Origin of the sequence: Oerskovia enterophila, from assembly GCF_044748475.1 — a bacterium.
Lineage (GTDB): Bacteria > Actinomycetota > Actinomycetes > Actinomycetales > Cellulomonadaceae > Oerskovia > Oerskovia enterophila.
The window spans coordinates 723,804-746,694 of record NZ_JBIVFZ010000002.1 but is presented as its reverse complement, the minus strand read 5'-3'; the positions used below and the strand labels follow the sequence as shown (position 1 = coordinate 746,694).

General features: G+C 72.3%; 18 protein-coding genes. 14 read left to right on the top strand and 4 right to left on the bottom strand.

The window, feature by feature from the left end:
* The first annotated feature begins 20 nt into the window (after nucleotides 1-20).
* The 8 genes from ygfZ (at nucleotide 21) to ACIPWA_RS07780 (ending at nucleotide 6,850) form a co-directional block, all read left to right on the top strand.
* On the top strand, nucleotides 21-1,229 hold the full coding sequence (gene ygfZ, locus ACIPWA_RS07815; RefSeq protein WP_400289303.1) for a CAF17-like 4Fe-4S cluster assembly/insertion protein YgfZ: 1,209 nt from the start codon (nucleotides 21-23) through the stop codon (nucleotides 1,227-1,229).
* Nucleotides 1,230-1,313: 84 nt separating this feature from the next.
* Nucleotides 1,314-2,465, top strand: coding sequence for an FUSC family protein (locus tag ACIPWA_RS07810; RefSeq protein ID WP_082849241.1), 1,152 nt, complete (start codon nucleotides 1,314-1,316; stop codon nucleotides 2,463-2,465).
* A gap of 76 nt (nucleotides 2,466-2,541) precedes the next feature.
* Nucleotides 2,542-2,805, top strand: a complete 264-nt coding sequence (locus tag ACIPWA_RS07805; RefSeq protein WP_056645128.1) for a type II toxin-antitoxin system Phd/YefM family antitoxin — start codon at nucleotides 2,542-2,544, stop codon at nucleotides 2,803-2,805.
* A 12-nt stretch (nucleotides 2,806-2,817) separates the two neighbouring features.
* On the top strand, nucleotides 2,818-3,243 hold the full coding sequence (locus ACIPWA_RS07800; RefSeq protein WP_400289300.1) for a type II toxin-antitoxin system VapC family toxin: 426 nt from the start codon (nucleotides 2,818-2,820) through the stop codon (nucleotides 3,241-3,243).
* Between the two features lie 9 nt (nucleotides 3,244-3,252).
* Complete coding sequence (locus tag ACIPWA_RS07795) at nucleotides 3,253-3,606, top strand: DUF2516 family protein (RefSeq protein ID WP_400289297.1); 354 nt, start codon at nucleotides 3,253-3,255, stop codon at nucleotides 3,604-3,606.
* On the top strand, nucleotides 3,603-4,610 hold the full coding sequence (locus tag ACIPWA_RS07790; RefSeq protein ID WP_400289666.1) for an asparaginase: 1,008 nt from the start codon (nucleotides 3,603-3,605) through the stop codon (nucleotides 4,608-4,610). The genes ACIPWA_RS07795 and ACIPWA_RS07790 overlap by 4 nt, the downstream gene beginning before the upstream one ends.
* Entirely contained in the window at nucleotides 4,607-5,032 is a 426-nt protein-coding gene (gene dtd / locus ACIPWA_RS07785) for a D-aminoacyl-tRNA deacylase (protein ID WP_400289295.1), read from the top strand. The genes ACIPWA_RS07790 and dtd overlap by 4 nt, the downstream gene beginning before the upstream one ends.
* Nucleotides 5,033-5,236: 204 nt before the next feature.
* A complete protein-coding gene (locus tag ACIPWA_RS07780) occupies nucleotides 5,237-6,850 on the top strand; it encodes a glycosyl hydrolase family 18 protein (protein ID WP_400289293.1) in 1,614 nt (537 codons plus the stop codon).
* A gap of 183 nt (nucleotides 6,851-7,033) precedes the next feature.
* Here ACIPWA_RS07780 and ACIPWA_RS07775 read toward each other — a convergent pair whose 3' ends face one another.
* Nucleotides 7,034-8,035 carry a CorA family divalent cation transporter gene (locus ACIPWA_RS07775; RefSeq protein WP_056645132.1) on the bottom strand — a complete coding sequence of 334 codons (1,002 nt, stop codon included), beginning with the start codon at nucleotides 8,033-8,035 and terminating at the stop codon, nucleotides 7,034-7,036.
* Nucleotides 8,032-8,325, bottom strand: coding sequence for a hypothetical protein (locus ACIPWA_RS07770; RefSeq protein ID WP_400289290.1), 294 nt, complete (start codon nucleotides 8,323-8,325; stop codon nucleotides 8,032-8,034). Before ACIPWA_RS07770 ends, ACIPWA_RS07775 begins: the two co-directional genes overlap by 4 nt.
* A 462-nt stretch (nucleotides 8,326-8,787) precedes the next feature.
* On the opposite strand from ACIPWA_RS07770, the gene ACIPWA_RS07765 reads away from it, so the two are divergent.
* The 4 genes from ACIPWA_RS07765 (at nucleotide 8,788) to ACIPWA_RS07750 (ending at nucleotide 17,830) form a co-directional block, all read left to right on the top strand.
* The gene (locus ACIPWA_RS07765; protein ID WP_400289288.1) at nucleotides 8,788-11,817 is read left to right on the top strand and encodes a helix-turn-helix transcriptional regulator; all 3,030 of its coding nucleotides are present in this window, start codon (nucleotides 8,788-8,790) and stop codon (nucleotides 11,815-11,817) included.
* 186 nt (nucleotides 11,818-12,003) lie between these two features.
* On the top strand, nucleotides 12,004-13,986 hold the full coding sequence (locus ACIPWA_RS07760) for a glycosyl hydrolase family 18 protein (protein WP_400289286.1): 1,983 nt from the start codon (nucleotides 12,004-12,006) through the stop codon (nucleotides 13,984-13,986).
* A gap of 266 nt (nucleotides 13,987-14,252) precedes the next feature.
* Nucleotides 14,253-16,883: a glycosyl hydrolase family 18 protein gene (locus tag ACIPWA_RS07755; RefSeq protein ID WP_400289284.1), complete on the top strand. Its 2,631-nt coding sequence runs from the start codon at nucleotides 14,253-14,255 to the stop codon at nucleotides 16,881-16,883.
* 236 nt (nucleotides 16,884-17,119) lie between these two features.
* Entirely contained in the window at nucleotides 17,120-17,830 is a 711-nt protein-coding gene (locus ACIPWA_RS07750) for a hypothetical protein (RefSeq protein WP_400289283.1), read from the top strand.
* A 79-nt stretch (nucleotides 17,831-17,909) separates the two neighbouring features.
* Here ACIPWA_RS07750 and ACIPWA_RS07745 read toward each other — a convergent pair whose 3' ends face one another.
* Entirely contained in the window at nucleotides 17,910-18,626 is a 717-nt protein-coding gene (locus ACIPWA_RS07745) for a peptidase (RefSeq protein WP_400289281.1), read from the bottom strand.
* A 170-nt stretch (nucleotides 18,627-18,796) separates the two neighbouring features.
* Nucleotides 18,797-20,635: a DUF4012 domain-containing protein gene (locus ACIPWA_RS07740; RefSeq protein ID WP_400289279.1), complete on the bottom strand. Its 1,839-nt coding sequence runs from the start codon at nucleotides 20,633-20,635 to the stop codon at nucleotides 18,797-18,799.
* Nucleotides 20,636-20,788: 153 nt separating this feature from the next.
* Here ACIPWA_RS07740 and ACIPWA_RS07735 point away from each other — a divergent pair, with 153 nt between their 5' ends.
* Both ACIPWA_RS07735 and ACIPWA_RS07730 read left to right on the top strand, forming a co-directional pair.
* On the top strand, nucleotides 20,789-21,385 hold the full coding sequence (locus ACIPWA_RS07735; RefSeq protein WP_400289277.1) for an RNA polymerase sigma factor: 597 nt from the start codon (nucleotides 20,789-20,791) through the stop codon (nucleotides 21,383-21,385).
* A 56-nt stretch (nucleotides 21,386-21,441) separates the two neighbouring features.
* A complete protein-coding gene (locus ACIPWA_RS07730) occupies nucleotides 21,442-22,875 on the top strand; it encodes a hypothetical protein (protein WP_400289276.1) in 1,434 nt (477 codons plus the stop codon).
* The last annotated feature ends 16 nt before the right edge of the window (nucleotides 22,876-22,891 follow it).

Genomic DNA, 22,891 nt, shown 5'->3' with positions numbered 1-22,891 from the left:
GCCGAGGAGGTTGTTCGATCGTGACTGCTGGCACCGAAGACGCACCCCAGGCCGAGGCCCCCACCCGGACGAGCCCGCTGCTGGCTCGCCCCGGTGCGGTCGCAGGCTCGGGACCGGACGCGGGTGTCGCCTGGCACTACGGCGACCCCACGGGTGAGCAGCGTGCGCTCGAGGCGGGCGGCGCCGTCGTCGACCTCTCGCACCACGGCGTGGTGCGCGTCAAGGGTCCCGACCGCCTCACCTGGCTGAACTCGATCACGTCGCAGAACCTGCTGGGGCTCGCCCCCCGGACCTCGACCGAGCTGCTCGTCCTGAGCCCCCAGGGGCACGTCGAGCACTCCGCAGGCGTCGTGGACGACGGCGAGTCCACGTGGCTCGTGACCGAGGGGTCGCACGCCCCGACCCTCGCGGCCTGGCTCGACCGCATGAAGTTCGCGCTGCGCGTCGAGATCACCGACATGACGGACGAGATCGCGGTGCTGGGCGAGCCCCGTGACGCAGAGGGCGCCGAGGGCGAGCCCGTCACCTGGCGCGACCCCTGGCCGCGCACCGCGCCCGGAGGTACGCGCTACGGCCCGGCGGACGACGAGCACCCCGGCGCGCACCGTGCGTGGCGGCTCGTCCTGGTGCCTCGTGCCGAGCTGCCCGACGCCGTCGCGTCCCGCGAGGCGGCCGGCTGGCGGCTGGCAGGGACCTGGGCGAGCGAGGCCCTGCGCGTCGAGGCGTGGCGTCCTCGTCTCGCGAACGAGGTGGACCACCGCTCGATCCCGCACGAGCTCGACTGGCTCCGGACCGCGGTCCACCTGAACAAGGGCTGCTACCGCGGGCAGGAGACGATCGCGCGCGTGCACAACATGGGTCGGCCCCCGCGCCGCCTCGTGATGCTCCACCTCGACGGCTCGGGTCACCTGCTGCCCGTCGCGGGTGCCGAGGTCCGGCTTCCAGGCGAACCCGGCCCGGACGGGGTCGCGTCCCCGGGGCGCCCGGTCGGCAACGTGACGTCGGTCGCGCGGCACCACGAGCTCGGTCCCATCGCGCTCGCGGTCCTCAAGCGCAGCGCCCCCGAGGACGTCGAGCTCGTGGTCGACTGCGACGGCGGCGCCGTGGCGGCTGCCCAGGAGGTCGTCGTCCCGGGCGAAGGGGTCTCGGTCGACCGTCCGGCCCCGCGCGGTCCCGTGGCGCGCGGGATCACGCCCCGCGGGCAGGACGCCCCCCGGAGCATGATCTGATGACCGCGTCGCGGCCTGCCGCTACCACTGCATGGACTGACACCGGGTTCCGCCGGGTCGCCGAGACCCGGTGAGCAGGAGCACATGACGCAGTCGCGGGACGCCTCCGACGGGACGGCGCTGCCGGAGCCGGGGGCCGTCGAGACGGCTCGCAAGGCGTTCCGGCGGCTGCTGCTCCGCGCCCGGCTCCGCCAGGGGCGCTCCCGGGTCCGGGCGGCGTTCTGGCCCATCATCCAGGCCTCGCTCGCGGCCGGGATCGCGTACGGGATCGCGCACTACGTGTTCGGTCACCCGTACCCGTTCTTCGCACCCGTCTCGGTGTGGGTGTGCCTCGGGTTCAGCCTGGACCGGCAGGTCCGCAAGGTGGGCGAGCTCGCGATCGGGGTCGCGGTGGGCGTGGGCCTGGGCGACCTGATCGTGCACTTCATCGGCTCGGGGTGGTGGCAGGTCGCGGTCGTGCTCGCGACCTCGGCCCTGGTCGCTCGCTTCATCGACCGCGGTGCTCTGCTGGCGACGCAGGCGGGAGTGCAGGCGATCGTCATCGTGGGGCTTCCCGCCGCACAGACGGGCGGCCCCGGCGGGCGGCTCGTGGACGCCCTCGTAGGCGGGGCGATCGCCCTGCTCGCCGCGACGCTGACGCCGGGGGACCCACGCCGTCGACCCCGCATCCTGGGGGACGAGGCGACCACCGAGCTCGCCGAGACGCTCGAGCTGCTCGCGCGGGGGTTCCGCTCGGGCGACGTGGACGACCTGGACGCCGCGCTCGTGCGCGGCCGGGCGTCCGAGCCGGCGCTCGAGGAGTGGCAGGCCACCGCGACCAGCGCCCAGGAGCTGTCGCGCGTGAGCGCCGTGGGTCGCAAGCACCGCGCCGAGCTGGGCGACCTCGAGCGCAAGGCGGTCCTGGTCGACCGGGCGATGCGCAGCGTCCGGGTGCTCGCACGCCGTTCCCGCCCGGTCGCCGGACCCGAGCACGACCTCCTGCCCGTCGCGGCCATCGTCGACCGGTACGCGGCGGGGACCCGGGTGCTGGCCGAGGCCATCGGGGCGGGCAAGGACCCGGTCACGGCTCGCGAGATCCTCGCGGAGACGGCCGCCGCGGCGGACCCGAGGACCGTGGGCGCGGGCGACTGGCAGGTCCAGTCGCTCGTCATGCTCCTGCGGTCCCCGATCGTCGACACGCTCGAGGCCGCGGGGATGTCGCCGCGCGAGGCGCGCGAGGCGCTCACCGAGCTCTGAGCGGCGCCCCGAGGTCCGCGAGATCCGATCGCGTGGAGGTCTACGCAATCCGGGCACGTGCCGGTACCTTCAGGGGATGGAGGTTTCCGTCAGCGCCCTGCGGGCCGAGCTGAAGTCGTGGATCGAGCGGGCACGTGACGGAGAGGACGTGGTGATCACCGAGCGCGGCATCCCCGTGGCGCGGCTGAGCGCGGTGGGGAGCGCGGACCTCATCACGTCGCTGACCAGGGACGGGCTCCTGACGCCGGCCACCGAGGAGCGCCCTGTCCACACGCCGCCGGCACGCCCGGCCGCGAAGCAGTCGGCGATGTCGGGCCTCGTGCGCCGCATCCGACGCTGACCGGCGGTCCCCGTGGCACTGGTCTACTTCGACGCGAGCGCGCTCGTGAAGCTGTGCGTGGCTGAGCCTGGCTCCGAGCTGGCCAGCGCGCTCTGGAACCGCGCGGACGTGGTCACCACGAGTCGGCTGTCCGACACCGAGGTCCGGGCGGCCCTCGCCGCGGGGGAGCGTTCGGGGGTCCTCGACGCGGCCGAGCGGGCAGAGGCGCTCGCGACGTGGGACCTGCTGTGGCCCGCACTGCACCTGGTCGAGGTCTCCCCGGGCATCCTGGACCGCGCGAGCGCCCTCGCGGGGGCTGACTGTCACGCGCTGCGCGGGGCCGACGCCGTCCACCTGGCCTCGGCGCTGACGCTGCGGCACGACGACGCGATCTTCGCGGTGTGGGACGAGCGGGTGGCCGCGGCTGCCCGCGCGGAGTCGCTGCGCGTCCTGCCGTAGGCTCGGAGCGTGATCAGCTTCGGTGGAGCCCAGTTGTTCGTCCTCATCATCCTCGCGGTCGTGGTGTTCGTCGCCCAGGCGGTCGCGCTCATCGATGCGCTCCGGCGTCCCGCGAACGGGTTCACGGCCGAGGGAAAGCTCACCAAGCCGATCTGGTCGGCGATCCTGGGCGTCGCGGCGGCGATCGGGTTCCTCGGTCTGCCGCCGATGATGTGGACCAGCACGAGCTTCTTCAACCTCATCGCGCTCGTCCCCGCCTTCATCTACCTGGTCGACGTGCGCCCGCGGCTGAAGCCCTACGGGTTCGGGCGCGGTACGGGAGGCTCCGGCGGGTCGCGCGGCGGCCGTCCGGGCGGGTGGTGACCCCCGTGCTGCGCTCGGCCGCTCCGCTCGCCGAGGTGGTCCGGGGCGACCTGGTCGAGTCCGTGCACCTGGGCCACCTGGTCACGCTCGATGCGTCGGGTGGTGTCGATCTCGCGGTGGGCGACCCGTCGACCGTGATCTGGCCCCGCTCGTCGGTCAAGCCGTTCCAGGCCGTCGCCATGCTCCGTCACGGGCTGTCGCTGCCGCCGCGCCTCCTGGCGCTGGCCGCCGCGAGCCACAACGCCGAGGACTTCCATCTTGCGGGTGCACGCGAGATCCTCGCGGGGGCGGGCCTCGACGAGTCCGCACTGCGCAACACCCCGGACATGCCCGTGTACCCGCCTGCCGCGTTCGCCTGGCAGGAGCAGGGCAACGGGCCCGCGTCGATCACGCAGAACTGCTCGGGCAAGCACGCCGCGATGCTCGCGACCTGCGTCGCGGCGGGCTGGGACACCGAGACGTACCTCGATCCTGCGCACCCGCTGCAGGTCGCGATCCGCGAGACGCTGCTCGAGCTCACGGGCGACGACGCGTCCGGGCTCCACGTCACCGTGGACGGCTGCGGCGCCCCGTTGTTCTCGACGACCTTGCAGGGCATGGCCCGGGCCTTCGGCCGGCTGGCCGGTGCGCCCGTCACCGATCCGACGTCGCCCGAGGCCCAGGTCGCCCGTGCGATGTCCTCGTTCCCGGAGATGGTCGGTGGGACCGGTCGGGATGCGACCGATGTGATGCGGGCCGTCCCCGGGCTCGTGGCCAAGGACGGCGCGGACGGCGTGTACGGGGCCGGGCTGCCCGACGGTCGTGCGCTCGCGTTCAAGGTCCTCGACGGGTCGCCGCGCCCGCGGCCCGCGGTGCTCGTCGCCGCGCTCGCGGCGCTCGGTGCGGGCGATCTCCTCGGCGCCGACGCCGCCGCGCTCGACCGCCTGGGCCGCACCCCGGTCCTGGGCGGGGGAGCGCCCGTGGGCGAGGTGCGCGCCGCGTTCTCTGCGGGCCGCGCCTCATGAGGGCCCTCGTGCAGCGGGTCACGCGCGCGAGCGTGAGCGTGGCAGGGGAGGTCGTGGGCCGGGTGGAGCGGCCGGGCCTGGTCGCGCTCGTGGGCGTGACGCACGACGACGGGCCCTCGCAGGTCGAGCTGGTCGCGCGCAAGATCGCCGAGCTGCGGATCCTGCGCGACGAGCGGTCGGTGCTCGACGAGAGGGCCCCGGTCCTCGTGATCAGCCAGTTCACGCTCTATGCGGACACCAAGAAGGGCCGACGGCCGTCGTGGAACGGCGCGGCGAAGGGGGACGTCGCGGAGCCGCTCGTCGCTGCCGTGGTCGCCGAGCTGCGCGCCAAGGGGGTCGAGGTCGCGACGGGGGTGTTCGGCGCGGACATGCAGGTCGAGCTCGTCAACGACGGGCCCGTGACGATCCTGGTCGAGGCGTAGCGGCAGACGTTCGAACAGCTACCATTCGTACCGTTTCGAGGTCTTCGCATGGTTTCTACGGGAAATCCCTTATGTGACCGCTGTGAACCATGTGGAACACCCGTACATCTTTCGTGCACGAGCCTGGTTAGGTTCGAGGAGTTCAGCATCTGGGGCTCCGGAACGGACCGGGGCCAGCAGCACGGAAGACGAAGAGGCCTCCCTTTGCACGCAACTCGAACCACTCCTTCACGGGCGCGCCGCCGCGCGGTCGGCGCCGTGGTGTCCGCGACGACGCTCGCGCTCGTGGCGACCGGCATGGTCGCGGCGGGCAGCGCGACGGCAGCTCCCGCTGCCCCCGCGGCAGCCAGCCCCAACGGCGAGAACGACATCAACGGCTACCGCAACGTCGGCTACTTCATGTCGTGGGCGCCCGAGAACTACGGCTACACGGTCAAGGACTTCCAGGAGTCCGGCCAGGCCGACCAGATCACGCACGTCAACTACGCGTTCGGGAACATCCACCCGACCGACCTCTCGTGCTTCATCTCCGACAAGGTGGGCACGCCCGAGGTGGGCGGCAACGACGGTGCGGGTGTCGCGGGCGCAGACTTCGTCGACGCGGTCAGTGCCGAGGACTCGATCGACGGGGTGGCGGACACGTCCGACCAGGCCCTCGCCGGGAACTTCAACCAGCTCCGCAAGCTCAAGGAGCAGAACCCCGACACCAAGGTGCTCGTGTCGATCGGTGGCTGGACCTGGTCCAAGTTCTTCTCGAAGGCCGCCGCCACGCCCGAGTCGCGCGAGAAGCTCGTGTCCTCGTGCATCGACCTGTACCTCAAGGGCAACCTGCCCGTGATCGACGGTCGTGGCGGCCCGGCCGCCGCTGCGGGCGTCTTCGACGGGATCGACATCGACTGGGAGTGGCCCGGAGCGCCGGACTGGTCGCAGCACCCCGAGAACCACATCGACCCCGTCAACGACAAGGCGAACTTCACGGCGCTGCTCGCCGAGTTCCGCAAGCAGCTCGACGAGTACGGCGCGTCGCAGGGCGAGGAGTACCTCCTCTCGGCGTACATCCCCGTGAACCCGACGGTCATCAACGCGGGCTGGGACGCCCCGGCGATCTTCGAGTCGCTCGACTACGGCAACATCCAGGGCTACGACCTGCACGGCGGATGGTCCCCGAACCTGGCCGGGCACCAGTCCAACCTGCACGACGACCCGACGTTCTCGGGGGACATCTCGGTCGAGCAGGGTGTGGACGTGTACCTGAGCCGTGGCGTCGACCCGCAGCAGATCACGGTGGGCATCCCGGCGTTCGGGCGCGGCTGGACCGGCGTCGAGGACGGCGGCACGAGCGGCGCCTGGCAGTACGCCACGGGCGTGGCCCCCGGCACGTTCGAGGCCGGCAACAAGCAGTACTTCGAGCTGCGTGACCTGGGCACCGAGTACTTCGACGAGGCGACGGGTTCGTCGTGGCGCTACGACGGCAACGAGTGGTGGTCGGTCGACACCCCGCGCGCGGTCGAGTTCAAGGCGAAGTGGGTCGCGGAGAAGGGTCTCGGCGGCTCGATGTGGTGGGACCTCGCGGGCGACTACGAGGACGAGCTGGTCGGCACCGCGGCGGACGTCTACCGTGCGTCGCCGAGGGGCCCGGTCGACTCCGGGGCCGCCGGCGGCTGCTTCCCCGCGTGGAGCGCGGCGGGCACCTACACCGCGGGCGACGTGACGTCGCACGAGGGCGTCAACTACCAGGCGAACTGGTGGGTCCACACCAACGCTCCGGGCACCGAGACGTACTGGAGCCCGTGGCGTGTGGTCGGCGCCTGCGTCTGACCTGACGCGAGCCCTGCGCACCCGACGCCGTCGGGACCATGACCTGCCTGTCATGGTCCCGACGGCGTCGGCGCGTCCGGACGTGCCGAGCCCGGCAGCCCGGGTCCGGTGCAGACACCCGGGCCGCCCGGCCGGACAGGGACCCACGCGCGGCGTGCCTGGGTACGTGCAGGGTGCGAGCGGTCAGCGCAGCCAGCCTCGCCGCTTGATGTAGACGAGCGGGATCACGGCCGCGACGAGGGTCACGAGCACGATCCACGGGAAGCCGAGGTCCCACTCGAGCTCGGGCATGCGCGTGAAGTTCATGCCGTAGAACGACGTGATGAGCGTCGGGGGCAGGAACACGGCCGTGATGATCGTGAAGACCTTGACGATCTGGTTCTGCTTGACGTCGAGCGAGGTCATGATCGCCTGCTGCAGGTAGCGGACCTTGTCGTGCTCGAAGCTCGCGTGCTCCTTGACGCCGTCGATGTCCGCGATGAGGGTCTCGACGAGCCCGGCGAGCACGGGGTCCGTGTCGGCGATCTCGCTGCGCAGGTGCCGCGCGGCGCGCGCGAGCGAGAGCTGCGACTCCTGCGTGCTGGAGACGATCTCCTCGGCCCGGTTCATGCGCGAGATGGTGCCCTGCATGTCGGTCACGCCGATCTCCCGCCCGCGTCGGTCGTAGCCCAGCGTGGCCTCCTCGATCTGGTCCGACATCTCCTCGAGCAGGTCGCTCGCGTGGTGGATGACGCGCTCGGCGGCCTCGTTCAGCGCGTACACGAGGGCGTACATGACGCCGTAGGACGACTGGACGAGCCGCGGCGTGCGCCGCATCCGCGCGATGGCCTTGTCGAAGATCGGGTAGTGCCTCGTGGGTTGCAGGGTCGCGACGCGGTCGGGGGACAGCGCGAACACGAGCGTCTCGCGGGCGATCCGTTCTCCCTGCCGGTACGTCGCGACGACGGGCAGGTACACGTGCTCGTCGGTCTCCCAGACTCGCCCGCCGGCGACCGCGAAGTCGACCCCCTCGTCGCAGGCGTGCTGGAGCGCGGCGGGGTCCTGGGACGCGACCTGGAGCCAGTGGCGGCGCAGCGTACGGGGGTCGAAACGCTGTCCCGGGGCGGGGGAGGGGCGCGTGGTCGGCGTGAGCGGGGCCCCGTGCGTGCCGGGGGCCTCGAGCAGGGTGGGCGGCGTGGTGGTCACGGGGTCACCTCCTGCACGGTCCCGCGGCCCGACGACGTCGCGCCGTGTCCGGTGGTCGAGGTCACCGCGGTGGTGGGGGCCTCGGGAGCCGCGTCCGCACGGGAGGCCACGAGGTGGGTCCCGAGCAGGGCCGTGCAGATGAACAGGTAGAGGCCGATCGTGAAGGTGATCGACTGTCGTTCGAGGTTGGGTCGGGCGGGTGCGGGGTCGCCGCGTCCTGCACGAGGGTGCGGCACGCAACCGCTGAGCGTGGCGGGGCGTGCAGTGCTGAGGTGGGTCGTCGTCGACATGCTGGTCCTTCCCGGCGCCGTGCTCTCGACGGTGCCGACCGGACGCCGGGCCCGACGGCGCGCCGGAGCGCGGGGTCGAGGAGCGGCGGGGGAAACGGTGCACGGAGCGCACTGGCGACCGCCCCCGGAGGGCCCGCCGGAAGGGCTGACGAAGGTCAGCGGGCAGGACGAAGGGGTGCGAACGCGCAGTGCGGGGATCTATGACTGCTGCCGTCCTGCATCGCTCTCACCTCCTTCTCATCTGCTTCTGGTTCCGTGCACGTACTGAGGTACCGAGCTTTCGGCAGTCAGGACGGAGGGACGAGGTCACCCTAGACCTGGTCTCAGGTGGCGGCAAGCCACCACGGGGGAAACCGTCGAGGATACGCACGGGTAACAGCACAGGATGCCTGGCTTTACGTCGGGTTGTTAACATTCCTGAGAGTCGTCCGGCCATCGTTGCCCCGGACGGGAGGGTCTGACATGCCAGCCAGCCAGCAAGACTTCCTGACCTCAGAGCAGGGACGCACGTCCCGCGCGGCCGCCGAGCACCGGCCTGAGCGGCTCTCCTCGCGCAGGGCGGAGATCGATCTCGCGTTGGCCGCCGTCGCGGACGGCCGCGGCGCCTTCGTGTGGTCGGGCGAGCCCGGCATGGGAGCGAGCACCACGCTCGAGCTCGTCCACGAGGCGCTCCACGAGACGCGGGGCCCCCATGCGCCCCTCGTCCTGCGGGTCGCGCAGAGCGTCGGTCCCCAGCGTTCGGGGGGAGCGGTGCGGTCGATCGTCTCCCAGCTGGCCCAGGCGACGGGGCACGACGTCCCCGACCGCCTGGTGCGCCCGCTCGACGTCGCGGACCCCGAGTACGGGTATCTCCCGGAGGTCGGCGCCGTGGCGCTCGCCGAGTACCTCGAGGAAGCGGTCCCGGACCGGACGGTCGTGCTGCTCGCCGACGACCTCCACCTCGTCGACGAGATCAGCCGGGCCGTGATCCTGGGGCTCGTGGCCCAGCGTCGCGCCTCGCTCGTGCTGCTCGCGACGTCGGTCCCGGGCGGGTTCGAGCGCCCGCTGCCGTACCCGGTCGAGGTGCGCGAGCTCGCGCCGCTCGGGCCCGCCGAGGCCCTGCACCTCCTCCTCGTCGAGGAGCGGCTCTCCGTGGCCCCGCACGTCGCCGCGAGGCTGTCGCGGCACCTCGCGGGGAACGCTGCGGCGATCTCGCAGACCGCCCGGACGCTCTCGACCGAGCAGCTCGCGGGGACCGCGATCCTGCCGGACCCGTTGCCGCCGGTCCCCGCGGTGCGCAGACTGCTCGGCGACCGGCTCGCCGAGCTCGCGCCCGAGGAGCTGCGGGCGCTGCTGGTCGCGGCCGTCGCGGTCGTCGAGCGCACCGACATCCTCCTCGCTGCCTCGGGCCTGAGCATCGAGGAGGTCCTGGACGGTCCCCTCTCGGGGCACCTGTCGCTGGTCTCGGGGAGGTTCGCGTTCACGGACCCCCGCGTCCGGTCGCTCGTGCACGGCGAGGCCCGGCTCGCGGACAAGACCGCCGCGCACCTGCGCCTGGCCACGGTCCACACCGCGGTCGACGAGCAGGACATCGCGACCTGGCACACGGCGCTCGCGACCCTCGCGGGGGACGCCGCGCTGGTCCCCGGCTTGGTGTCCCTCGCGCAGCGGCTGCTCGACCGGGGTGACGTCGTCTGGGCGCACGAGGTGGCGCGCGAGGCCGCCAGCCAGGCCACGGGGCACGAGCGCGGGGAGGCGTACGTCCTCGCGGGCACCGCGGCGCTCCAGTCCGGGCACGTGCACGACGCCGCGGACTGGCTGCGACGGGCCGCCCGCTGCGACGGGACCGTGAGCGCGGCCCGGATCCTCGGCCCGCTGGTCGTCGCGCTCACGCACGTCCAGGGGCAGGTGCCCGACGACGTGATCGCGCCCTACCTCGCGCTCGCCGACACCGACGACGCGTGCACGTGCTGCGTCGACCGGGACGGGAACCCGCGCGAGGCCGCAGGGAGCTGTGAGATCGGGGACGTCGTGCGGGGGCTGACGAGCGCCGCGACGCTGCACGCCGAGCGTGGCGACGGCGTCGCAGCCGCCCAGGCGTTCGACGCGGCCAAGCGCCTGGCCCGGCGCTGTACGCAGGGCGTCGGGGGACTGGACATCACCCGGGCCTGGCTCGCGAACTACGGGGTCGGGGAGCGCGGCGAGGGGCCGTGCGCTCCGGGCTCGGGCCTCACCGCGGAGCAGGAGGCCTACTCCCAGGTCAGTCGCGCCTTCTCGCTCGCCGACGAGGACGCGCTCGACGTCGCGGGCCAGGCGCTCGCGAGCGCGGTCGCGAACCTCGCCCCGGTGCACTCCGGGGGCCGATGGTTCGACACCCCGTCGGGGGCCGTGACCCCGTACGTCGAGGCGCACCTGCGTCTCGCTCAGGTCCTGGTCCACTTCTGGTCGGGGAACATCACCAAGGCGCGCCGCGAGCTCGAGGAGGCGGCCTTCCGGCTCCCGGTCGGTCTGCCGTTCGCGGGGACCGGGGTCGCGGTCGCACGGCGCCTCGACATGGCGGTCCACGGGAGCGTCGGGACGCTCGCGACGGCGCTCGAGGAGACGTGCTCGTGCCCGACGTCGCGCCCCGTCCGGCTCGGCCTCCTGGTCGACCGCGCCATCGGGGCGTCGTTCGCGCGGCACCACACCCAGGCGGCGACCCTGCTCGAGCTCGCTGCGGAGACCGACCGGCGCGACTGCGCGCACATGCTGCACCTGCCGGGCATGGACGACGTCGAGGCGTGGGTGCTCGCGGGACGGCCCGACGCAGCCGAGCGCGCCCTGGCCCGGCGCAGGGTCGAGACCAAGGACCTCTCCCCGGCGAACCGGGTCGCGACGCTCGCCCGCGCGGAGATCGCCCTGGCGCGCTCGGAGGACGCGGTCGTGCTGCGCGACGCGGTCGCGTCGGCGGGTCGTGGCATCGCGTCACCGTTCGAGCACGGTCGGACCGAGCTGTGCCTGGGGCGCGCCCTCACCCGGTGGGGGGACCTGCCTGCCGCGCACGAGCACCTGCTCTCGGCGGTCGAGCTCCTCACGCAGTCGGGCGCCCGGGCGTGGGCGCGGCAGGCGCAGGAGGAGCTGGGCCGGGTCCTCGCGCTCCTCGACGACGGTCTCGCGACGCCCGACGCCAGGGTCACCGCGGCCCCGCCCGGCGGTCCCGGCGCCCCCGGGGGCGCCGGGACCGGGACGGGAGCGACGTCGTCGGGCCTGGGGAGGCCACGGCTCGCCGCACGCGAGAGCGACGTGTCCGACGACGCGCTCGACGAGCTGCGCGGGCGATGGTCCGACGAGCTGACCGAGCGGGAGCTCGACGTCGCGCTCCTCGTCGTGCAGGGCGGCTCCAACCGTGAGGCGGCGGATCAGCTCTATCTCTCCGTCCGGACGGTCGAGGTGCACCTGGGACGCGTCTTCCGCAAGCTCGGGGTGCGCTCACGGGTCGAGCTCGCGGTGCTCGCGCACCGCGTCGGACGCTGAGGGTACGTACGTCCGCGGGCAGTACGTACGGGGGAACACCTACGCGACCTCGTGTATGTACGCGAGATGAACAATGTGGGAAACGCTGATTCACGAGGGCGTGCGCGCTCCCTAGGGTCGGGGTGTTCCTGGGCAACGACGTCCGGGGTCACCGGGCACAGAGCCCCCACCCAGTGAGGCAGACACATGCGACTGAGAACCCCACGAGGCCGCGCGAGGAAGGTGGCCGCGGGACTGACCGCGACGGCCATGCTCGCCGCGTCCCTGGTCGCCGGCACCGTCGCCGCGACCGCCGCCCCCCTCCCCGCAGCCACCACGACCGCCACCTCGGGCGACAGCGCGATCAACGGCTACCGCAACGTCGCGTACTTCACCCAGTGGGGTGTGTACGGGCGTGACTTCAAGATGAAGGAGCTCCAGGACTCCGGCGCCGCCGCCGACCTGACGCACCTCAACTACGCGTTCGGCAACATCCACCACCAGACGCTCACGTGCTTCGAGGCCAACAAGGCTCAGGGGACGGGACCCAACGGGTCCGACGGCGCGGGCGACGCGTGGGCCGACTACGGCATGGGCTACACCGCGGCCAACTCGGTCGCAGGCGTGGCCGACGCCTGGGACCAGCCGCTCGCCGGCTCGTTCAACCAGATCAAGCAGCTCAAGGCCAAGAACCCGCAGCTCAAGGCCATGCTCTCGATCGGCGGCTGGACCTGGTCCAAGAACTTCTCCAAGGCCGCCGCGACCGACGCGAGCCGCAAGAAGCTCGTGTCCTCGTGCATCGACCTGTACCTCAAGGGCAACCTGCCCGTCGTCGACGGCCGCGGCGGCCCCGGTGCGGCGGCAGGCGTGTTCGACGGCTTCGACATCGACTGGGAGTGGCCCGGCTCGCTCAACGGCGAGGTCGGCAACATCGTCGACGTCGCGAACGACAAGGCGAACTTCAAGGCGCTCCTCAAGGAGTTCCGCACCCAGCTCGACGCGTACGGCGCCACGACGGGCAAGCACTACCAGCTCAGCGCGTTCCTCCCGGCCAACCCCGACGACATCGCGTCCGGCGGGTGGAACGACCCGGAGAACTACCAGTACCTCGACTTCGGGAACATCCAGGGCTACGACCTGCACGGTGCCTGGAACAAGACCCTCACGGGCCACCAGGGCAACCTGTACGACGACCCGACCGACACGCGCCCCGCGAACAAGCGGTACAGCGTCGACAAGGCCGTCAAGGCGTACCTCGACAACGGTGTGCCGGCCAAGCAGCTCACGGTGGGCCTCGCGATGTACGGGCGTGGCTGGAAGGGTGCGACGTCGTCGGCGCCCTGGGGCGTCGCGACCGACGCAGGGCCCGGCACGTGGGAGGCCGGCAACGAGGACTACGACAAGCTGAAGAACCTCGGTACGGGGTACTTCGACCCGGTGTCCGTGGCCTCCTGGCGCTACGACGGCAACCAGTGGTGGAGCTTCGACGACCCGAGGTCCGTCGGTGTGAAGGGCGACTACATCGCCACCAAGAAGCTCGGCGGGGCCATGTGGTGGGACCTCACGGGCAACCAGGACGGCTCGCTGCTCAAGGGGCTCGCGACGAAGTTCCGTGCAGCCCCGGCGGGACCGGTCACGGGCGGCTCGACCGGTGGCGACCCGACGGGCACCGACCCGACCGGGACGGACCCGACCGGGACGGACCCGACCGGGACGGACCCGACCGGGACGGACCCGACGGGCACCGACCCGACCGGGACCGACCCGACGGGCACCGACCCGACCGGGACCGACCCGACCGGCGGGACGGGGACGGCGTGCGCGCCGGCCTGGTCCGCGAGCAGCCCCTACAACGGCGGCGCGACGGTCTCTCACAACGGCAAGAACTACAAGGCCAAGTGGTGGACCCTGAACGAGACCCCCGGCACGGCCGGGAGCCCCTGGGAGCTCGTCGCCGCGTGCGGCACGACCGACCCGACGGGTGGCACGACCGGCGGCACCACAGGTAGCACCGGCGGCACGACGGGCACGGGGACGTGCACCGCCCCGGCCTGGTCCGCCTCTGCGACCTACTCCGGCGGCGCGACCGTCTCGCACGCGGGCCAGAAGTACACGGCCAAGTGGTGGACGCAGAACAACGTCCCCGGTGCCGAGCAGTACGGCCCGTGGCAGGCGCTCGGCGCCTGCTGAAGCCGAGCCGGGGGCGGGCAACCCCGCCCCGCCCCCGGCTCACCCCCCGACCCCCGCCGAGGACCGACGCCGGACGAGGCTCCGTCATCGGTGGGTACCACGGAGCGGTTCCTCCGCTGCCGGGCCCGGGGTCCGGCGCGCAAGGAGAGCTCCTCGCGCTCGACCGGCTCCGGGCTCGGCCCTCCGCCTCCCGCAGGGCGAAGCTCTGCGGCCCTCTGCGCTTCATGCACACCGTGTGTCGCGCTCCGCACAACGAAGGCAGATTCATGCACGTGAAACTCACCGGGCACCGCGCTCGGGTCGGCGCGGCCCTCGCGACGACCGCAGCGTTGCTCGCGACGATGGTCGTCACGGCCACCGCCACGTCCTCGGCGGCAGCCACCGCCTGCGCGCCGGCGTGGTCCTCGACGGCCACCTACACCGGGTCCGCGACCGCGTCGTACGACGGCGTGAACTACCGGGCGAAGTGGTGGACGCAGGGCAACGTCCCGGGCACCGAGACGACGAGCCCCTGGGAGTCCCAGGGCGCGTGCGGCACGCCGGACCCGACCGGCACGCCGGACCCGACGGGCACCCCCGACCCGACGGGCACCCCCGACCCGACGGGCACCCCCGACCCGACCGGAACGCCGGACCCCACGGGGACGACCACACCCCCCGTGACCCCGGTGACGGGCCACGAGGCGTGCCGTCCCGACGGCATGTACAAGACCCCTGGCGTCGACGTGCCCTACTGCGACGTCTACGACGCCGACGGCCGGGAGAAGCTCCCCAACGGGCTCGACCGCCGCGTGATCGGCTACTTCTCGAGCTGGCGCACGGGCACCAACGGGCAGCCGCGCTACCTCGCGAGCGACATCCCCTGGAACAAGCTCTCGCACATCAACTACGCGTTCGCCCACGTGGGTGCGGACAACAAGATCTCGGTCAACGCTCAGGCAGCAGGCAACCCGGCGACGGGCATGACCTGGCCGGGCGTCGCCGGTGCGGAGATGGACCCGACCCTGTCGTACCAGGGGCACTTCAATCTGCTCGCCAAGTACAAGAAGGCGAACCCGGGCGTCAAGGTGATCCCCGCCGTCGGCGGCTGGGCCGAGACGGGTGGCTACTTCGACGCCGACGGCAAGCGCGTCGCATCCGGTGGTTTTTACACCATGACCGAGTCCCAGGCGAAGATCGACACGTTCGCGGACTCGACGGTCGCGTTCATCCGTCAGTACGGGTTCGACGGCATCGACATCGACTACGAGTACCCCACGTCCAACAAGGGCGCGGGCAACCCGGACGACTTCGCGTTCTCGGACGCCAAGCGCGGCCAGCACTTCCAGGGCTACGTGAACCTGCTCAAGACGCTCCGCGAGAAGCTCGACAAGGCGGGGGCCGAGGACGGCGAGTACTACATGCTGACGACCGCGACGCCGTCGTCGGGATGGCTGCTGCGCGGCATGGAGGCCTACCAGGTCGTCCAGTACCTCGACTACGTCAACCTCATGTCCTACGACCTGCACGGTGCGTGGAACGAGCACGTCGGCGGCAACTCGCCGCTGTTCGACGACGGCAAGGACCCCGAGCTCACGGCCGCGGGCGTCTACACGGCGTACCAGGGCATGGGCTACCTCAACGGTGACTGGGCCGCGCACTACTTCCGCGGCGCGATGCCCGCGGGTCGGGTCAACCTCGGCGTCGGCTTCTACACCCGTGGCTTCCAGGGCGTCCAGGGCGGCGTCGACGGCATGGGTGGCAAGGCGGTCCCGCCGGCAGGGTTCTCGTGCCCGGCGGGCACCAACGGCAAGTGCGGCTACGGGGCCGAGGGCGTCGACAACCTCTGGTTCGACTCCGACCCCATGGGCAACGCGGTCCCGGCGGGCGTGAACCCGATCTGGCACGCGCTCAACCTCCAGAAGGGCATCGCGGGTGACTACGCGGCCTCCTACAAGGTCCCGACGGCGGTCACGGGCTCGTACGTGCACCACTTCGACCCGGTGACCAAGAACGAGTGGTGGTGGAACGCGAGCAAGAAGGTCTTCCTCTCGGGTGACACGACGCAGGCCATCGGCGCGAAGGCCGACTACGTCGCGGACACCGGCCTCGGCGGCATCATGATCTGGGAGCTCGCGGGCGACTACGGCTACAACTCGGCCAAGGGACAGTACGAGATCGGCCAGACCATGGTCGACCTCATGCACTCGAAGCTGAGCGCCACCACCGCCTACGGGGCCACCAAGGCCAACGCCGACCGCGTCATGCCGAAGCAGGCGATCGACATGAGCATCGACTACACGCAGTTCGCGCTCGGGGACAGCAACTACCCGATCAACCCGAAGGTCGTCTTCACCAACAGGTCGAAGACCGACATCCCGGCGGGGGCGACCATCTCGTTCCAGTACGGGACGACCGACACGGGCGAGATGAGCGACTGGTCCGGCATGAAGACCGCGACCGTCACGAAGGGGCACACGGGGCCGAACGTCGGCGGGCTCAAGGGCGACTTCCACACCGCGCAGTTCACGGTGCCCCTCGGCGGGATCCCCGCGGGCGGCAGCATCACGAACCAGCTGAAGTGGACCATGCCGATCGCGCAGTTCTCCAACGTGATCGTCACGATCGGCGGCGTGTCGTACTCGACGACGTACGACTACCCGCGGGGCGTCACGGTCGTCGAGCCCACCGGCGGCACCACGGGTGGTTCGACCGGCGGCACCACCGGTGGTACGACGGGTGGTTCGACCGGCGGGACGGGGACGTGCCTCGCGCCCGCCTGGTCCGCGACCGAGACGTACACGGGCGGCAAGGTGGTCAGCCACTCCGGGCGCACGTGGGCGGCGAAGTACTGGACCCAGGGCGAGGCTCCCGGCTCCCAACAGTGGGGTGCCTGGTCCGACAGCGGCGCGTGCTGACCCCCTGAGGTCGTCGTCGATCCCGCGGTCGCTCGGGCAGGGGCTCTGACCAGCCCGTCCGGCCGCGGGGTCGACAACCGGGGTACGGGTTTCCCCGTACCCCGCCGGCAAGGATGTGGGATTCCCTCATCTCCGTCCCGGCCCGGCATCAGTAGCGTGAAATCGTCCGAGGCCCCGGCGCGACTCTCCCCAGTGGGTCGCGCCGGGGCCGACCTACATGAGTGAGGCAGTACCCCGTGCACAAGCTCCAGCCGAATCTTCTTCCGGCCGCACCTGAGGCCGCCGTCGCGGCGCCTGCCCAGCCTGCCCGACGACGTCGCACCGGCCGTGCGCGCCTCGTCCCGATCGCGGGGGTCGTCCTGGGGGTAGGGCTCCTCGCGTCGGCCTGCACCGGTGGCTCGTCCGACAAGGCCACCGCGGACACGGACCCTTCGGGTTCTGGTCCTGCTGCCGCCGAGAACCACGACGAGCACGAGGGCCAGCACACGAACACCGTGGACGTGGGCCCGCTCGCGCTCTTCGCCGCCGACTACTGGTCGATCGTGCAGCCCTCGGAGGGGTTGACCCAGGTGCGTGCTGGGGGCTGCCCCGAGGGTGAGGCGTGCCCGAGCTTCGACGTCCTCAGCGGCGACGCGGTCGGTGAGATCGACACGACGCAGGCCTACGTCCCCGAGGGGGCGTTCTGCCCGGGCCCCGGCAAGCTCGAGGTGGGGGCGTCGAAGGAGACCAGCACGCTCGACGTCGAGATCGACGGCGCCAAGGGCACGCTGACGCGCTTCGACCTCAGCTGCGTCGACGCGGCCGGCGCCGAGCAGATGACGGTCGAGCAGCTGCAGTGGTTCATCCCGGAGTCGCCCAACGGCCCCACGCTGATCGCCGACCGGTGGGCCTTCGAGGGCCTCGAGTCGCGCCTTTACGCGGGCACCTGGGCGACCGCGTCGGCCTAGCCGAGGCCAGTCCTGGTCGTTGCACGCACGAAGGCCCCCGGTGGTGATCACCGGGGGCCTTCTTGCTCTGCGGGGTTCGTCAGGCGTTGCCCTTGCGACCGCGACGGGCGACGAGCACGAGGCCGCCACCGACGAGCAGGAGGGCTGCGCCGATGCCGACGAACTTGCCGACCGTGGCACCGGTCTCCGCCAGGCCGCCCTGGGACTCCGAGACGTTGGCCACGGTCGTGACCTTCCCGTCGACGGTGGTTCCCGGGGGAGGCGTCGTCTTGCCCGGCGGGTTCGTGTTGCAGTTCGGGCTGGACGGCGGGTAGGCCACGGAGACCGTGGTCTCAGGGTTGACCTGGAACAGGACGTCGACCGTGGGGCGGACCCAGCCGAAGCTGCCGCCCTCGACCCATTCGCCGTCCTCGAACACCCAGCCCGGCCATCCGGTGGGTTCGCCGGCGGAGTTCACGGTAGCCCCGGGCCACAGGACACGCCCAGAGAGGGGCAGCCCGGCCTGGACGACGTTCTCGCCCGACGGGTTGAGCCACGTGATGGTGACGGTCTCGTTCGGCGTGCCCGTCACGTCGACGTCGTACACGAGATAGGGCACGTCGCCGTCGCACACGGGCTGGAGAACCGTGAGGTCGATCGTCGGGGGTGGCGTCGTCTCGACGTAGTCGCCGGTGGTCGGGGTAGGGGCGGGGGTCTCGCTGGAAGCGTTCGCCGCGGGGCCGACGAGAGCCGTCGCACCCACGAGCCCTGCGACGACGAGTCCTCGCGCCCAGAGTGTGGTCCTTGATGTGCTCATGGCGTCATCACCAGTCTTGTTCGTGGCGGTCGATGAATGGAGGGTCAAAGCGTCAGTACCGTCAATGGACCCTGGCTTGTCAGGGTATCGACTATCAGGTGCCAGATGGACGGGTGTCCGGGGTGAAAACCTGTCGGCGGAGAATTGTTGCTCCGCCGTGATCTTTTCCGTCACCCGCAGACCGGCACCTCGATGGTGGCAAGGCCCCCCTGACGGATGGTCGGAGTCGACCAGACGTCGATCTGCCGGGTGTCCGACGAGGTGCTCGTCCCACCTGTCCCGCCGCTCGTGACCGTGAACATGACGCTCGTGCTCTGTCCCGGGGAGAGCTCGCGCTGGAGCATCGCGACGGCGCGGCCGTGATTCTCCACGACCTTGCTGCCGGTCAACGTCCCGTCGGCGGTCGTGTTCACGATGCGTCCACCGCGCGGCGGGTAGAGGAAGAGGTCGGTCCGGATGTTTCCCGGCGGTGTCCCGGAGATCCCGCCACCGGTCACGTACCAGGGCAGGTCGGTCGCGGCGTCGGCGGGGGCGTCGGACGTGAGGTCCACGCGGAAGGTGTCGGAGCGCCCGGACGCGGTGCACTCGCTCGACACGTGCTGGACGCTCGAGTCGAGGTAGTAGTCCATCTTTCCTGCGGTCGCGTCGTTGAAGAAGACGCCGACGGTGTCCGCGGCCCGCTCGGAGGAGTCGATGTCGCCCGAGACGATCGTGTCCGTGAGCAGCTCTTGCTCGTCCTCGTGCGCCGACCACACGAGCATGCGGTGCTCGCTCGATGCTCGTTGAAGAGCGCTGAGCAGGCTCGCCGGATCGGTGCTCCCCGACAGGGCCACCGACAGGACCGACGACGCGACGGCCGCGAAGAACGCGTCGGTCTCCTCGCCGGGATCGAGCTCTGCGTAGGCGTCCGAGAGGAGGGTCGAGACGGCGTTGCCGGCGTCGATGGTGGTCCCTGCGACGTCGACCGGCCCGGTCGCCTCGAGCAGGTAGGACAGCGCGACGGGGTCGAGCGTGAGGACGCCGTCGACCTCCTGCCCCTGCGACGCCGTCCACATGTCGGCGCTCAGACGGGCGGCCGTGGGGAAGTCGGGGGTGAGGACGGTGTCCTGGACGTACGTCGCCAGGTTCGGACCGAACAGGTTCTCCTCGGCGGGGGTCAGGGGCCGGATCCCTCCGGGGAACGGACCCACGGCACTGGTCGAGGCCTGCCCGCCGAGCGTGATGGTCCCGTTCTCGGTGCCGATCAGGGCGAACGCGCCGGGGATGCCACCCGGCGCGCGGAGCTCGGCGCTGTTGAGGGCCATGACGAGGTAGGTCCGCGGCCCCTCGGCACCGAGCATCGCGGGCAGGAGGGTCGTGGTCCGGTGCGCGGTCGTGACGAGCCCGTCGAGCGTGTCGACCTTGTCCTGGAGGTCGACCACCGGCCCGGCGAGCTCGTCGTGCAGGTCCGCGACGTCGAGCGCGTCGACACGGTCCACGACCGCGGTCATGGTGCCCGCCGCGGACTCGATCTGCGGGGCCGCGGCGGTGAGCGGCGCGAGGTCGACCGTGCCGTCGTGCACCTGGACCCCGCCCTCGGACACCGTGGCCGCGGCGGCTGCGAGCGGCGGGAGCACCTCCTGGGTGATCTCGTCGAGCGCCCAGGCCGCGGTCGAGAAGGCGCGGACGTCGGCGCCGAAGAACGGTGCGCGACCTGCGAGCCACCACAGCGGGCCGTCGGTGCTGGCGCGCGCGTCCGCGGTGAGGGGCTGGACCTCGGCCAGCGCAGCCTCGGCAGCGCCCCCGTCCCCCGAGCGCAGCGCCTCCTCGACCGCCGGGACCTTCTCGATCGCCTCGGTGAGCGAGGAGCGGGCCGCGAGCGCGTCGCGCGCCAGGAGTGCTCCGCACACGAGGAGCGCGACCAGCAGGAGGAACAGGGAGAGGATCACCCACCCTGCCGTGCGCCCCTTGCGCTTCGTCGGACGGGTGGCGGTCTGCGGCGTCGGGACGGCGGCGTCGGGGGCGCTCATGTGCCCAGGGTAGAGGCATGATCGTGGCAGGCACGTGGCAGGCACGTGGCAGGCACGTGGCAGGCACGGGACACGTGCCGGTCGTGGTGCAAGGAGTCGCCCGGCCACGACACAGGGAGGGTGATGATGCCGGCGATCCCACCTGGAGCCCCTGTGACGCCCCCGCCCCGCGACGACGCCTGGTTCGAGGCGCTGTTCACCGCGCACACGACGGCGGTGTACCGGTACTTCCGTCGCCGCCTGCCCGCCCAGGGAGGCGGGGCCGGACCGGACGCCGAGGACCTGACGGCCGAGGTCTTCGCGACCGCGTGGCGTCGACGGGCAGACCTCCCCGAGGACGCCGAGCTCCCGTGGCTCTACCGCACGGCCGGGTTCGTCCTCGCGAACCACCGGCGCAAGATGCGCCCGGTCCTCGTGGCCGACGTCCCCGAGGAGCCCGACGACGTCGACCCGATGTCGCTCGCGCTCGGTGACGACCACGTCCGTCGGGTGCTCGGCGTGCTCTCGCCCCGTGACCGGCGCATCCTGCTCCTCAACGCCTGGGACGGTGTCTCCGGGGACGAGCTCGCCGAGATCCTCGGGGTGAGTCGGGGCGGCGCCGACGCGGCGCTGTCGCGGGCCAGGTCGCGCCTGCGCGAGGCCTGGGCCGCGCAGGCCCGGGCAGGCGACACGGGTGAGGTGCCGGTCGCGCAGGTCCGTGCCCGGACGGCTACGCCGACGCTTCGCCCGGTGCAAGACCCGGAGCGCTGACGACACAGACGGGGTAGAGGATCCGGGCCCCCGGATCGACGAGCTGGAGGCTCCCGATGAGCACCGACGACCGCACCCCCGGACAGACCCCCGAGCCCCGCGACGAGGCGTACGAGCGTGTGCGTGACGCCGACCCGGCCGCGACGGCGACCCCTGACCTGGGGGCCATCGCGGCCAAGGACGAGACGGTCCGCGCGCACCTGTCCGGCACGTTCGGCGCCTCGGGCGCGAGCGAGACCACGGCCCGGGCGGGGGGCGCGACGGCGGACGCCGACCTGCCCGACGAGCTGGCTGTGCACCGTGCGCGGCGGCGGCGCCGCTTCCCGCTCACGGCCGCTGCCGCGGTCGCCGGGGTGCTCGCGTTCGGCGTGGGCGGGTACGCCCTGGGGAGCGCGGGTTCGGGTACCTCGGACTCCACGGCCTCGACCGCGGACGCACCCATCACCCTGCAGGCGCCCGCGACCGAGCAGGGTGCGGCGTCGAGCATGGCGGCCGACAGCAAGATGAGCGGTCTCGGGTTCGGCGGGTTCGGTGGTCGCACGGTGTTCACCGCGTCGGGGCTCGGGACGGACGGCGGCTCGGCCCCCGCGTGGGCCCTCGACGCGGCCGGCGTGTTCTCGGCCGAGTCCGCGGCCAGGGTCGCCGCTGCGCTGGGTGTCACGGGCGAGCCGCGCCAGGAGTACGGGGCGTGGGTCGTCGGGGCGAACGACGGCACCGGGCCCGGGGTCACGCTCCAGCCCGACGGTCAGGCGAGCGTGTCGTTCAACGACCCGACCAAGGACCCCTGGGGCTGCGTGCTCGTGGACCCGGCCGTGGGGTCGGACTCGCCGAGCACCGAGGAGATGCAGGTCGATCCCCAGGCCGGCTGCGGCCAGGCGGACCTGGGCACGGCGCCCGCGGCCGACGCGGCGATCGGGGCCGCGAGGGACGTCCTCACCTCGCTCGGGGTCGACCCGGCGGGCTACGAGCTCACGACCGACTCGTTCGACGAGGAGGGCAGGGCCGTGTCGGTGACCGCGGCGCAGGTCGTCGAGGGGCAGCGCACGGGGCTCGCGTGGAACCTCACGTACTCGGGGGCCGGGCTCTCGTCCCTCTACGGGTCGCTCGCTCCCACGGTCTCGATCGGCGACTACACGGTCGTCAGCCCCACCGCGGCGGTCGAGCGCCTGGGCGACCCGCGGTTCGCGGGCTCCGGGATGATCGCGTACGCCCAGGGCGGGCAGATCGGCGTCATGAGGGAGGACTCGGCCGTGGCGCCGGTCGAGCCGGTCGAGCCGACGGTGCCCCCGACGGCCGGCGAGGGGGCTGCGATCTCCTGGCCCGTGAGCGACGTGACGATCACCGCGGCCCGTCTCGGCTGGGCCGTGCACTACCAGGGTGACGGCGGGGCGGTGCTGGTCCCGTCGTACGAGCTGAGCGACGCCGAGGGCAACGCGTGGTCGGTCGTCGCGGTGACGGACGACGAGCTGGACTTCGCGCCGGTGGGCTGACCGCCGGGGGTGACGG

Coding starts and splice junctions, on each gene's coding strand:
- ACIPWA_RS07810 (WP_082849241.1), top strand. CDS start 1,314: ATGACGCAGTCGCGGGACGCCTCCGACGGGACGGCGCTGCCGGAGCCG.
- ACIPWA_RS07770 (WP_400289290.1), bottom strand. CDS start 8,325: ATGTCGACGACGACCCACCTCAGCACTGCACGCCCCGCCACGCTCAGC.
- ACIPWA_RS07730 (WP_400289276.1), top strand. CDS start 21,442: ATGAGCACCGACGACCGCACCCCCGGACAGACCCCCGAGCCCCGCGAC.
- ACIPWA_RS07805 (WP_056645128.1), top strand. CDS start 2,542: ATGGAGGTTTCCGTCAGCGCCCTGCGGGCCGAGCTGAAGTCGTGGATC.
- ACIPWA_RS07740 (WP_400289279.1), bottom strand. CDS start 20,635: ATGAGCGCCCCCGACGCCGCCGTCCCGACGCCGCAGACCGCCACCCGT.
- ACIPWA_RS07745 (WP_400289281.1), bottom strand. CDS start 18,626: ATGAGCACATCAAGGACCACACTCTGGGCGCGAGGACTCGTCGTCGCA.
- ACIPWA_RS07765 (WP_400289288.1), top strand. CDS start 8,788: ATGCCAGCCAGCCAGCAAGACTTCCTGACCTCAGAGCAGGGACGCACG.
- ACIPWA_RS07760 (WP_400289286.1), top strand. CDS start 12,004: ATGCGACTGAGAACCCCACGAGGCCGCGCGAGGAAGGTGGCCGCGGGA.
- ACIPWA_RS07755 (WP_400289284.1), top strand. CDS start 14,253: ATGCACGTGAAACTCACCGGGCACCGCGCTCGGGTCGGCGCGGCCCTC.
- dtd (WP_400289295.1), top strand. CDS start 4,607: ATGAGGGCCCTCGTGCAGCGGGTCACGCGCGCGAGCGTGAGCGTGGCA.